Origin of the sequence: Streptomyces sp. NBC_01089 (assembly GCF_045162975.1) — a bacterium.
Lineage (GTDB): Bacteria > Actinomycetota > Actinomycetes > Streptomycetales > Streptomycetaceae > Streptomyces.
The window spans coordinates 241,563-253,550 of record NZ_CP108660.1 but is presented as its reverse complement, the minus strand read 5'-3'; the positions used below and the strand labels follow the sequence as shown (position 1 = coordinate 253,550).

Below are 11,988 nucleotides of genomic sequence, written 5' to 3'. Positions count from 1 at the left end.
CAGCGGCGCCACCGTGTTCAGGTCACGGTGGCGCCGCTGTCCGGGGAGAGCGCCCGGGCGATCTGCTGTGACGGGGATTCGCGTCAGGCGCTCTGGGGGGTAACGGTTCGAAGGGCCTCGGCCGATATGTCCTCGTGATCGCCCTGCTGAAGATTCACGAAGATCATTCCGTATCGTATGACGCACCGGACGGGCTGCGGCGCGCCACGTGGTCGTCGCAGACACCGGTATGCCTCGAGTTCTCCGTCGGAGGCGTTGCGGCAGACGACGACGGGCTCGCCCAGGATGGTCACCATAAGGGAATCGCCTGGCTCGGGCAGTGCGCTGAGCAAGTCGATGAGATGCCATCCAGACCTGTGGGCCACGGCCATCTCACGCCGGAACCTCCGGTCATCCGGGGGGGTTGTCATGGTCGAGACGCTATGGGCGTGGATATGTCGTTGTCGAGATCTCAGAGGCGCCGAGCAGGGTGAACGAATAGTTTCGGACACAGCTTGGGCAAAAACCGATGGTCTGGATCGGGCGTCTCGCCGCGCACCCGCTGATTTCGAAAAAGTCCTGGCGAACCCAGATTTTTCCGCCCGGAATTCCACGACGCCCCGTCAGTGATTCCGCCCCGCTGCCGTCGTTCACGACGGATATCGCAGCGGCGGCCGCAGGCTTCGCGCGGCCCGATCGCACCCGGCCGGCCCGCATTCCCGCAGGGCAGCGGTCTGTCCGCGGCCACCGGCGGAACACAGAGTTGGCCCGTCGATCACCCGGTGTCCTCCCGAGGGATACCCAGGAGGGGATACGGCGCTGAATGATCGGACGTGTTCGAAAGCTTCTTGTTGCCAACAGAAGGTTGCAGCCACATGGCCACGTTCGATCGTCGGCGTTTCCTCCAGGCAGGCGGCGCGACCGCCGCATCGGCCGCCGCGCTCTCCGTCTTCCCGCCGGCGATAGGCAAGGCCATGGCCATGCCCGCCCTTTCCCGCACCCGGTCCATCAAGGACGTCGACCATGTGGTGATCCTGATGCAGGAGAACCGCTCGTTCGACCACTACTTCGGCGGTCTCCGCGGTGTACGCGGCTTCGCCGATCCGCGCCCGGCGCTGCTGCCCGACGGCAGACCCGTGTGGAACCAACCGGCCGCAGGCACGCACACCGCGCGCTACGACGCGCGCGGCCTGCCGGACACCGCGACCGAGGTACTGCCCTGGTACATCGACCCCAGGAACACCACGGAGTACCAGGCGGGCACCGACCACGGCTGGAGCAGCGGGCACCTCTCCTGGAACCAGGGCCGCCACGACCAGTGGGTGAACCAGAAGCAGGACACCCTGACCATGGGCCATCTCAAACGGCAGGACCTGAGCTACCACTACGCCCTGGCCGAGGCGTTCACCATCTGCGACTCCTACTTCTGCTCGGTGCACGCCGACACCGCGCCGAACCGGATCTACCTGTGGAGCGGGACCTGCGACCCGCGCAATGTGTACGGACGCCGCCCCAACGGCCCCGGCCTGAGCGAGCGCAACGAGACCAACGGCTACACCTGGACCACGTACCCGGAACGGCTCGAGGCCGCGAAGGTCAGCTGGAAGCTGTACCAGGGCGGCACGGGCGAGCCGGGCAGCCCCACGGACAACTACACCGACAACTCACTGATGTTCTTCGAGCAGTACCAGGTGGCCGAGGGCGCCACCGGACCCCTGGTCGAGAAGGGGGCGTCGGACCACACCCTCAAGGAGCTGCGGGACGACGTGGAGCACGGCACCCTGCCGCAGGTGTCCTGGATCGTGCCGCCCTACAAGTACTCCGAGCACCCGTCCGCCTCGCCGACCGACGGCGCCGCGTACATCAACCTGGTCCTCGAAGCGCTCACCTCCAACCCCGAGGTGTGGGGCCGTACCGTATTCATCGTCAACTACGACGAGAACGACGGCCTCTTCGACCATGTCGTCCCGCCCATGCCGCCGGTCACCAGCGCCGCGGGCGCCCAGGGCATGGTCTCCCGCGATCTGGTGCGCAGCCTCGGCGACGAGATCCTCGACCTCGGCAGATACCCGGGGGAGATGAGCCCGCTGGTCCCCGGCGCCGACCCGGGCGGTCTCCAGCCGATCGGCCTGGGCCCGAGGGTGCCGATGCTGGTCATCTCGCCCTGGTCGCGCGGCGGCTGGGTCTGTTCGGAGACCTTCGACCATACGTCGGTCCTGCGGTTCCTGGAAGCCAGGTTCGGGATCCACGAGCCGAACATCAGCGCCTGGCGCCGCTCCGTCTGCGGCGACCTCACCTCGGCGCTCGACTTCTCCGGCGCCGACCCCGCGCCCGTCTCCCTGCAGGTCCCCGCGCCGATCGTCTCCTCGGGTAAGCCGTACCAGGTGCCGCTGCCCCAGCGGATGCCCGAGCAGGAACCGGGCGTCCGCCGCGCCCGCGCCCTGCCGTACGACGTGCAGGTCAACGAGGGCGACGCGCACCGGGGCAGGTTCCAGCTGGAGTTCGCCAACCACGGCCGGGCCGGTGCGGCGTTCTACGTCCACGACCGCAAGCAGCCGCAGGCGGCGCCGCGCCGGTACACCGTCTCCGCCCGGGACACCCTGAGCGACCACTGGCTTACGGCCGCCACCGGCGGCGCGTACCAGCTGGCCGCCTACGGCCCCAACGGCACGCTCTGTGAGTTCGCCGGGTCGTCCGACGACGCCCTGCGTGCCACGTTCACGCACCAGGGCGGCGAGCGGGTCCGGATCAGGATCGCCAACCGCGGCCGTACCGCGCGTACGGTCCGGGTGGCCGACGCCTACGGCCGGGGGAGCGGCACATCGCACCGGCTGCGTGCCGGTGCCTCCACCGAGGTCACCCTGTCGGTCCGTGAGCACTCCGGCTGGTACGACATCTCGGTCACCGAAGCGGGACACCAGGACGGCGGATTCCGCCGGCGCTGGTCGGGACACCTCGAGAACGGCCGCCCCAGCACCAGTGACCCGGGCCCGCACCGAGGCTGACCGGCCGGCGGCCCGGGCGTCCGGGGTGGCCGGCCGGGGGGGCGGTCACCCCGGACGGGTCACCCCGGGGTGTTCCCCTGGAGTGCGCGGACCAGGCCCGTCTCGGCGTCCCCCGTCAGGCTGCGGTGGTAGGCCCGCTCATAGGCCGGATCCCCGGCCGCCTCGCGGGCCGTGCGCTCCCAGACCTCACGGATCTCGCCCAGCTCCGGGGTGCCGCGACGCGGGTGGCCGATCATGAGCCAGTAGACATGGCCCGTGCCCGACGTACGCGCGGCCTCCACGCCGTCGCCCCGCGCGGCGATCGCCCCGGCGAGCAGATCGAGGCCGAGGGCGATGCCGAGACTGTCGTGCAGCTGGTGCTTGCCCGACAGCATCGAGCGCGCGTGGCTCTCCGCCTCCTGCGGTCTGCCCTGCAGCAGATGTATCAGGGCGAGCTGATGGTCGGCGTAGGAACGGGCCCAGTACTCGCCGTAGCGCAGGCTCAGCTGCTGCAGGTCCGTGGCGTCCTCGTACGCCTCGTCCAGGCGGCCCAGGGCGGACAGCGCGAAGACCCTTATCACCCGGCACCGCAGCTGTGACGGGGCGTCCAGCGGATCGCCCGGCAGGCTGCGCAGCGCGTGGTCGCTGACGTCGTGCGCGGTCTGCGGGCGCCCCATCATCAGGTAGTTGAAGCTGACGGCGTGGGCGGCGGAGAGCATCGACTCCGTGTCGCGGTCGTGCCAGGCTGCGACGCTGCACCGCTCGCCGAGGCCGCGGGCGCTCTCGTGGTCGCCCTGCAGCGTGAGGGTGATGCCCAGGGCCCACAGGGCGCGGGTACGGTGCGGGCCCCTGCTGGTCTCCAGGGCGAGAGCCCGCTCCAGGAAGTCGCGGGCCCGCTGCAGATGACCACAGCAGCTCCAGAAGAGCCCGGTGCACCCGGCCATCTCCACGGCCCGCTCCGGATCCTCGCCGATGAGGTGGTCGAGCGCGGCACAGAGATCGGCGTCCGCTTCGGCGATCCTGCGGTACCAGTCGACCTGCCGCGGGCCCAGCCATCCGCTGTGGGCGCTGCTCGCCAGTGCGGCGAAGTGCGCTCCGTGCCGGGCTGCGAGCGCCCGTTGCTCGCCGAGTTCACCGAGCCACATCGCGCCGTACTCGCGCAGGGTGTCGAGCATCCGGTACCGGGCGCCGTCCCGCTGCAGCACCGACTGGGCGGCCAGCCGCTCCAGCAGAGCCGGAATGTCCGCGGCGGTGAGCGGCCCGCCCGAGCACACGGCCTGGGCGTCGGCCGTGTCGACGGCGCCGGGAAAGACGGAGAGCCGCGCCCACAGCAGCCGTTCGGCGGGAGCGCACAGTTCATGGCTCCAGCCGATGGCGGTACGCAGCGCCCGGTGCCGCTGCGGCCACACCGGGGCGTCGGGGGTGCTGAGGAAGTCGAGCCGGGAGCTGAGCCGTTCGGCGATCAGGTCGATGCTGTTCTCCGCCAGCCGGGCGCACGCCAGCTCGACGGCCAGCGGAATGCCCTCCAGACGGCGGCAGATGTCCCCGGCTGTCGCCGCGGCGTCCGGTGAGTCGAGCGAGAGGCCCGGCGCGGCCACGGACGCCCGGTCCCGGAAGAGCCGCAGGGCGTCCTCGCCGTCACCTTCGGCGCCGAGGGGCGGCACCTCGAGCAGGTACTCCCCGGGAACCCCGAGCGGCTCCCGGCTGGTGGCCAGCACGGCAAGGCCCGGAGCCGCGCCGAGCAGCGCGCCCACGAGATGGCTGCTCGCGGCGAGCACCCGCTCGCAGCAGTCGAGCACCAGCAGCAGATTGCGGTCGGCCAGCCGTCCGCACAGTGCCTCCACCGGGCGGGCCAGATCGTGGTCGAGGAGGCCCACGGCGTCGGAGACCGTGCCGATCAGCAGCCGGTCGTCGTAGAGGTGGGACAGGTCGGCCCACCACACTCCGTCGGCGTACCGCCCGCCGGCCCGCTCGGCGGCGCGCAGCGCCAGCCGGCTCTTGCCGACGCCGCCACCGCCCGTCAGAGTGACCAGCCGGTGCTTCTCGAGTGCCCGTGCGGCACCACGCAGTTCGCCGGTCCTGCCGACGAAACTGGTCGTGACGACGGGAAGGTTTCCCACCACGCGTACATCTTGGACCCGGGGCGATCCCTGGCCGATACGCGCGACGAGGAACGGCCAGAATTGGCCGATTGTGAATCGTGAACAATCAGATGATGAAACGGAGTTGGCCTGATCTGTCGCCATCGGCTCCCGGTTTGCACCGACCACCGGCGCAGTGGACTATGCCCTTCCGCGCCGGGGAACCATTGCGCCCAGGTCTGCCGCCCGTTCGGGCCGTCCCGCCGGCGGGCGTCAGGGGTCCGCGCCGGCGGGACGGCGGCTCATGCCGTCGTCAGCTCACTGGCCCATGACGTACTTGACGGTCGGCCCGGTGGTCCAGCCGCCGTCCACCGCGAGCTCGGCCCCGGTGACGTACGACGCCGCGTCGGAGAGCAGGAACACCACGGCGCCCGCGATCTCCGGCGGCTCGCCGACCCGGCCCATCGGGGTGTTCGGGTAGTTCCCCTCACCCTTCTGGATGCCGATCGAAGCGGTCATCGGGGTGTATGTCATCCCGGGGTGCACCGAGTTGATGCGGATCCGCTCGGTGCCCAGCTCCACCGCCCCGATCTTCGTCAGGCCGCGTACGCCCCACTTGGACGCGCCGTAGCCGCCGGTGCGCGCCAGGCCCATCAGGCCCGCGGCCGACGAGATGTTGACGATCGAGCCGCTGCCCCTCTCCTTCATCGCGGGGATGACGGACTTCATGCCGATGAAGACCCCGGTGAGGTTGATGTCGAGCACCCGGCGGAAGTTCTCCACCGACTCGGTCTCCAGATAGGCGCCGGTGGATATACCGGCGTTGTTGACCAGCCCGTCCACCCCGCCGAACTCGGAGACCGCGAACGCGACGACCCGCGCCCAGTCGTCCTCGGACGTGACGTCGTGGTGCAGGAAGCGCGCCTGCGCGCCGAGTCCGGACGCGGTGGCCGCGCCCTCCTCGTCCAGGACGTCGGTGATCACCACCCGGGCTCCGGCGGCGACCGCCTGGCGGGCGGCCTCGGCGCCCAGTCCGCGGGCGCCGCCGGTGATGATGACGGTCTTGCCTGTGAGGTCGTTCATGACTCATTCCTTCGTTCTGCGTGGGCATCGGCTCCGTCCGGAGCCGTATGCGGTACGGGGGCCGTCAGCAGGGCGGCCGTCATCGAGACGAGGTCGGCGAGGAACAACCGCTCGCCGGTGAGGGGCTCGGCACCGGACAGGTACTGGCGGGCGCGGTCCGCCATCGCGGCGCCGATCAGCGTCAGGGCCAGATCCACCCGCTCCAGCCGGACCGGCTCGGGCAGCGTGTCCAGGCAGTCGGTCAGCAGGCCGATGAGCTGCCAGTAGACGGTGCCTTCGAGCGTCGGGTGCGGCACCCGGGTGCGTACTCCGCTCTCGTGGCTCAGCTGTGCGGAAACCCGCAGACAGCGCTGCCCGCGCTCGGTGCGCAGCTCGGTCGCCTCCGCGGTGACCAGGGCGGTGAGCAGCCCGTCGAGATCCTGCCCGCCGTCGCCCAGCAGCTCCGTCAGGACGGCTTCGGTACGCCGCTGGCGCCCCGCCATCACGGTGTCGAGCAGCCCGGCGCGTGAACCGAAGTGATACTGCACGGCCGATGGATTGCTCTGCCCCGCCAGCCGGATGATGTCGCGCAGCTGTGCGCCGTCGACGCCCTGTGCGGCGAAGATCTCCTCAGCCGCGCGGATCAGCTTCTCCCGGGTCTCGGGCCCTGATGTCCTCGCCATGCGTTCATTCTAATACTGGCCATTATTAATGGCGAACGACCAGGTCAGTGCATATGCCACGGATGTTCTGGGGTCTCTCGGGCGACGGGCGGGGCGGTGTTTCAGCCGGCGCGCCGGGGGCGCCCGAAGCGCACCGGGACGCCCGGCGAGTAGAGCACGCTGACGGGCTCGCCCGCCGGTGCGGGAAGCCCTGCTGCTGCGACGAGGTTCTCGGCGTACCCGGTCAGTTCCGCCCGGTACAGGGGCCAGCGGGGGTGGGTGTTCGGCAGGTAGAGCGGTCGGCCGAGCAGGCTCGTGTGCAGCCCCCACCGCGCGGTGACGAAGTGTTCGAGCTCGCTGGGCTCGCGGATCCGCTCGCCGACCCGGATCGCGATCCGGCTGTGCGCGTCCCGTGGCCCCGGCAGGCGACGGCGGCTCGTGTACGTGAGGGTGTCCCCGTCCCGGTCCACCGTCATCCGGGACCACACATAGGGCAGCCGGAAGACCGTCCGGCCGACGGTCACCGGAATGAGGCGGGAGGCGTCGAGCGAGCGGAACACCACACCACGGCGCCCCTGCCCGTCCACCGAGTACAGCCGCACATTGGTCTCGGGGAAGGTGCCCAGATACGGCAGGCCGGGCAGCCGCAGCCAGCCGATCCGGTGCATCCGGAAGGCGACGAGCCCCACATAGGTCACCCCGTCGATGACGTCGGGAAACGTGCCCGGCGGGAGCAGTGGTGCGACATCCGCGGGGTCGGCCGCCCAGTGCAGAAAGGCCAGATCCAGCCAGGACTGGGTGAGGAGCGGCCTGGGCTCCTCGCGGGGCGGGTCGGCCGTGACGGGCTCGGGGGCGTTCGGACCTGACTGCACGCCGCCAGCATGGCAGACGGGCAGAGTGCGGCGCCCGGAAAACTTCTCGCGCCCCTTACGCATCCTTTACGGCCTTTCAGACGTCTCATGTGCGAGCGGGACTCTCAAGAGACCGAACTGAAGCGGCATTTGGAGTATTTATCTTGAACATCGGTATTCAGGGCATTCGGCGCATGTCTGTGGTCGTCGTGACGGCAGGCGCTGTGTCGACGGCCGGGGCATTCGGCGCTTCGGCCCAGGCCGCCGCCCCCAAAGCGCCCGCGATCGTCGCCAAGGGCGGCTTCGTGATGAACAACGGCACGGCGAAGACGCTCTTCACCAAGGCCGCGGACACCCGCCGTTCGACGGGCTCCACCACCAAGATCATGACGATCCGGGTGGTGCTGGGGCAGAAGAACCTCAACCTGGACTCCAAGGTCACGGTCCAGAAGGCGTACAGCGACTACATCGTCTCCAAGAACGCGTCGTCGGCCCGGCTGATCGTCGGCGACAAGGTCACGGTCCGGCAGCTGCTGTACGGCCTGATGCTCCCGTCCGGCTGCGACGCGGCGTACGCGCTGGCCGACAAGTACGGCAGCGGCTCCACCCGGGCCGCGCGCGTCAAGTCGTTCATCGGGAAGATGAACTCCACCGCGAAGACGCTCGGGCTGAAGAACACCCACTTCGACTCGTTCGACGGCATCGGGAGCGGCGCCAACTACTCCACCCCGCGCGACCTGACGAAGCTCGCCAGTAACGCGATGAAGTACTCCACTTTCCGTACGGTCGTGAAGACGAAGTCGACCAAGCAGAAGGTCACGACGAAGAGCGGCGGTTACCGCTACATGTCGTGGACCAACACCAACAAGCTGCTCAGCAGTTACTCCGGCACCATCGGCCTCAAGACCGGGTCCGGCCCCGAGGCCAAGTACTGCCTGGTCTTCGCGGCCACCCGCAGCGGCAAGACCGTCATCGGCACGGTCCTCGCGTCCTCGTCGGAGGCGAACCGCACCGCTGACGCGAAGAAGCTGATGGACTACGGCTTCAAGAAGTAGCCCAGCCCTGCACATCAAGCACACCGCGCACCTCACGTACACCGCGCACCTGGGGCCTGCGCGTGGCCGGTCCGGCCACGCGCAGGCCCTGCTCGGTACGGGGGCCCGGCTCAGGCACCGGCCGCGTACCGCCAGAAGTCGCGCATCAGCGGGTTCGGGGTCGGCCCCGTCATCGCCACCTGGCTGAGCAGGACGGCCACCGTGCCGGTGGACGGGACGATGTGCGCCGCGGTCCCGGTGCCGCCGACCCAGCCGTACCGGCCCGGCACATTCCACGGATCGGCCTCCGTGACATCGACCGAACCGCCGAAGCCCCACCCCTGTCCCTCCAGGAAGAGCGTGCCGGCGGCGCGCTGCCCTGGTGTCAGATGGTCGGTGGTCATCAGCCGCACCGAATCGGGCGACAGCAGCCGCCACCCGTTCGCGGTCCCTTCGGCGAGCAGCATCCGGCCGAAGGCGTGCCAGTCGTCGGCGGTCGAGACCAGCCCGCCGGCCCCGGACGGGAACGCGGGCAGACTGCCCCACTCCTCGCCGTCGGCCGCGACCGGTTCCAGGCCGTCCTGAGTGGGCTGGTAGAGGTGGGCGAGCCGGTGCCGCTCGGCCGCCGGTACCGCGAAGCCCGTGTCGGTCATGCCGAGCGGCCCGAAGAGCCGCTCGGCGAGAAAATCGGGGAACGAGCGGCCGGAGGCCCTGGCGACGAGCACCCCGAGAATGTCGGAACAGGTGTTGTACAGCCAGGCGTCCCCCGGCTGATTCAGCAGCGGAATACGGGACAGCGTCGCCATCCACTCGTCCGGCGCCGGGACCGGATCCGGCTGCGGAGGCCCCTGCCGCAGTTCGCTGAAGAGCAGTCCGACCGCGGGCAGCGAGAAGTCGGACGGGAACCCGTACCCGGCGCGGAAGGTGAGCAGGTCCCGCACCGTGATCGCCCGGACCGCGGGCACGACATCGTCGACCGGGCTCTGCGGCGTACGCACGACGGAGGGCGCAGCCAGCTCGGGCAGCCGGTGCCCCACGGGCTCGTCGAGGGCGATACGGCCTTCGTCGACCAGCATCATCACGGCGGCCGCGGTGATGGGCTTGGTGATCGAGGCGATGCGGAAGACCGAGTCCCTGGCCATCGGTGACGTACCCCCGGTGTCCGAGAAGCCGGCCGTCGCGACCTCGACCCGGTCGCCCCGCGCCACCAGGGCCACCGCGCCGGGGATGGTCCCCGCGTCGACGTACGTCGTGAGAAGTGTCTGCAAGCTGGTCATCGGTCCACCTTCGTGAGCGAGCGGTCATGGAGAGGACCCTCATCACAGTGAAAACTCATCGGCCGGTCCTGGACCGATGAGCGGAACCGGAGCAGAGCCGGGAGAAGAACCGGGAGAAGAACCGGGCGCGGAAGCGGGAATACGTGCAGGCAGAATGGGCTTTTCGCTGGAGGAATACCGGGCTGTGCTCAGCGCCGGTGCCCTGATCCGGAGTGAGGGAGTTCATGCCCAAGGCGTACGTATTCACCCGTAACGGCGGTCCCGATGCGGAGGCTCAGGCCGAGCTCGACATGCCGGTTCCGGGCCCCGGAGAGCTGCTCGTCGCCGTCCGGGCGGCCGGGGTGAATCCGGTGGACTGGAAACTCCGTACGGGATACCGCAGGCCCGGCAGCGAGGAGCCCACGTTCCCCGAGGTCTTCGGCAGCGAGGCCGCCGGGACCGTCGTGGCGACCGGTCCGGGCGTCGAAGGGTTCGAACCGGGGCAGGCCGTCTTCGGCAACCCGGTGACCGGCGGCTACGCCGAGTACACCCTGATGCCCGTCACCGTCACGGCGCACAAGCCCGACGCGCTGCCGTTCACCGAAGCCGCCGCGCTGCCGGTCGCGGGGGCCACCGCGTACGACGGCATTCAGCAGCTCGACCCGGCGCCCGGCTCGACGCTGCTGGTCAACGGCGCCGGCGGCGGTGTGGGCGTGGCCGCCGTACAGATCGCACGGCACAGGGGTGTACGGGTCATCGGCACCGCGAGCGCCGAGAAGAAGGAGTTCGTGGAGGAGCTCGGCGCTGTGCACGTCGCATCGGGGCCCGGCGTGGCCGACCGGGTACGGGCGGCGGCCCCGGACGGCGTCGACGCCGTCTTCGACCTCGTCGGCGGGGACGCGCTGGAGGAGGTGGCCGCACTGGTCGGGGACCGGACGAGGCTCATCAGCGCGGGTGGCAAGGAACTGGTGGTGGAGCTGGGCGGTGCTGCGGTCGTACGCGCCCGCAACGCGGCCGTGCTCGACGCGGTGGCACGTCTCGCTATCGACGGTGCCCTGCGGGCCTGTGTCACCCGGACCTACCCGCTCGACCGTGCGGCCGAAGCCCTGCGCGCCGTCGAGGGCGGGCACACCCGCGGCAAGATCGTGATCGAGGTGCCCGCATGAGCATCCCGCACCCGACTGCCGTAGGGCCCGCGGCTTCCGCAGAGCAACCGGCTCCCGCCGGGCATCCGACCCCCGCCGGACACCCTCTGGACGACCCGGTCGGCGCCGCGCTGCTGGGCCCGCACGCCCGCTTCGCGATCTCCCGGGGCCGAGTGCTCTGCTACCCGGCCGCCGTCGCGCCCTGGTTCGCCATGCCCGAGAGCCCGGACGCCGCGGACTGGGCCGATGTCGCCGCACTGGCCGGCCCCGGCGGTGCCGTCACCCTCACCGCGTTCCGCGAGCCGCCCCCGGACGACTGGGAGGTCGTCTTCCACGCGCCGGGCGTCCAGCTCGTCGACGACGGTGTGGCCGCCGCACACGACCCGGAGGCGGTACGGCTCGGACCCGACGACGTGCCCGAGATGCTCGCCCTGGTCGAACGCACCCGTCCCGGCCCCTTCCTGCCGCGCACGGTCGAACTCGGCAGCTACCTCGGCATCCGCCACGAGGGCAGACTCGTCGCGATGGCAGGTGAGCGGATGCGCCCACCGGGCTGGAGCGAGATCAGCGCGGTCTGCACGGACGCGTCGGTGCGCGGACAGGGTCTCGGCACCCGGCTGGTGCACGCCGTCGCGCAGGAGATCAGGGACCGTGGCGAGACACCGTTCCTGCACGCCGCGGAGTCCAACACCAACGCCATCCGGCTGTACGAGTCCCTCGGGTTCCGGCTCCGCCGCCGCACGGAGTTCCTCTCGGCACTCGTGCCGGAGCACTTCGCCGCTGAAGCCAAGGCCGGAGCCGAGGCCGAGGCCGGAGCCGAGTCGGAGTCGACGGACGCGCGGACCACGGCGCTGTACTGAAGGCCGCGGCGACCTGCCGTACCGCCTTGCGGCCGCCGGCGGAGACCCACTCTCCACCGGCGGCCGCTGACCAG

Annotated in this window: 10 protein-coding genes; 4 read left to right on the top strand and 6 right to left on the bottom strand. The window is 70.6% G+C overall.

The genetic code is table 11. The features are described 5' to 3' along the window. Positions 1 to 83: 83 nt before the first annotated feature. A complete protein-coding gene (locus OG510_RS01140) occupies positions 84 to 410 on the bottom strand; it encodes a (2Fe-2S)-binding protein (protein WP_406134734.1) in 327 nt (108 codons plus the stop codon). Positions 411 to 854: 444 nt separating this feature from the next. Here OG510_RS01140 and OG510_RS01135 point away from each other — a divergent pair, with 444 nt between their 5' ends. Then, positions 855 to 2,984, top strand: a complete 2,130-nt coding sequence (locus OG510_RS01135) for a phosphocholine-specific phospholipase C (RefSeq protein ID WP_406134733.1) — start codon at positions 855 to 857, stop codon at positions 2,982 to 2,984. 59 nt (positions 2,985 to 3,043) lie between these two features. On the opposite strand, the gene OG510_RS01130 is transcribed toward OG510_RS01135, so the two are convergent. The 4 genes from OG510_RS01130 to OG510_RS01115 form a co-directional block, all read right to left on the bottom strand. Beyond that, positions 3,044 to 5,083, bottom strand: a complete 2,040-nt coding sequence (locus OG510_RS01130) for an ATP-binding protein (RefSeq protein WP_406142268.1) — start codon at positions 5,081 to 5,083, stop codon at positions 3,044 to 3,046. Between the two features lie 279 nt (positions 5,084 to 5,362). Next, positions 5,363 to 6,127 carry a glucose 1-dehydrogenase gene (locus tag OG510_RS01125; protein WP_406134731.1) on the bottom strand — a complete coding sequence of 255 codons (765 nt, stop codon included), beginning with the start codon at positions 6,125 to 6,127 and terminating at the stop codon, positions 5,363 to 5,365. Then, positions 6,124 to 6,789 carry a TetR/AcrR family transcriptional regulator gene (locus OG510_RS01120; protein ID WP_406134730.1) on the bottom strand — a complete coding sequence of 222 codons (666 nt, stop codon included), beginning with the start codon at positions 6,787 to 6,789 and terminating at the stop codon, positions 6,124 to 6,126. Before OG510_RS01120 ends, OG510_RS01125 begins: the two co-directional genes overlap by 4 nt. Before the next feature lie 101 nt (positions 6,790 to 6,890). Continuing rightward, on the bottom strand, positions 6,891 to 7,640 hold the full coding sequence (locus OG510_RS01115) for a YqjF family protein (RefSeq protein WP_406134729.1): 750 nt from the start codon (positions 7,638 to 7,640) through the stop codon (positions 6,891 to 6,893). Between the two features lie 173 nt (positions 7,641 to 7,813). Here OG510_RS01115 and OG510_RS01110 point away from each other — a divergent pair, with 173 nt between their 5' ends. Beyond that, on the top strand, positions 7,814 to 8,674 hold the full coding sequence (locus OG510_RS01110) for a D-alanyl-D-alanine carboxypeptidase family protein (protein ID WP_406134728.1): 861 nt from the start codon (positions 7,814 to 7,816) through the stop codon (positions 8,672 to 8,674). A gap of 110 nt (positions 8,675 to 8,784) precedes the next feature. On the opposite strand, the gene OG510_RS01105 is transcribed toward OG510_RS01110, so the two are convergent. Continuing rightward, on the bottom strand, positions 8,785 to 9,930 hold the full coding sequence (locus OG510_RS01105; RefSeq protein WP_406134727.1) for a serine hydrolase domain-containing protein: 1,146 nt from the start codon (positions 9,928 to 9,930) through the stop codon (positions 8,785 to 8,787). 224 nt (positions 9,931 to 10,154) lie between these two features. Here OG510_RS01105 and OG510_RS01100 point away from each other — a divergent pair, with 224 nt between their 5' ends. Both OG510_RS01100 and OG510_RS01095 read left to right on the top strand, forming a co-directional pair. Then, on the top strand, positions 10,155 to 11,075 hold the full coding sequence (locus OG510_RS01100; RefSeq protein WP_406134726.1) for a zinc-binding alcohol dehydrogenase family protein: 921 nt from the start codon (positions 10,155 to 10,157) through the stop codon (positions 11,073 to 11,075). After that, positions 11,072 to 11,914 carry a GNAT family N-acetyltransferase gene (locus tag OG510_RS01095; RefSeq protein WP_406134724.1) on the top strand — a complete coding sequence of 281 codons (843 nt, stop codon included), beginning with the start codon at positions 11,072 to 11,074 and terminating at the stop codon, positions 11,912 to 11,914. The genes OG510_RS01100 and OG510_RS01095 overlap by 4 nt, the downstream gene beginning before the upstream one ends. Positions 11,915 to 11,988: the final 74 nt, after the last annotated feature.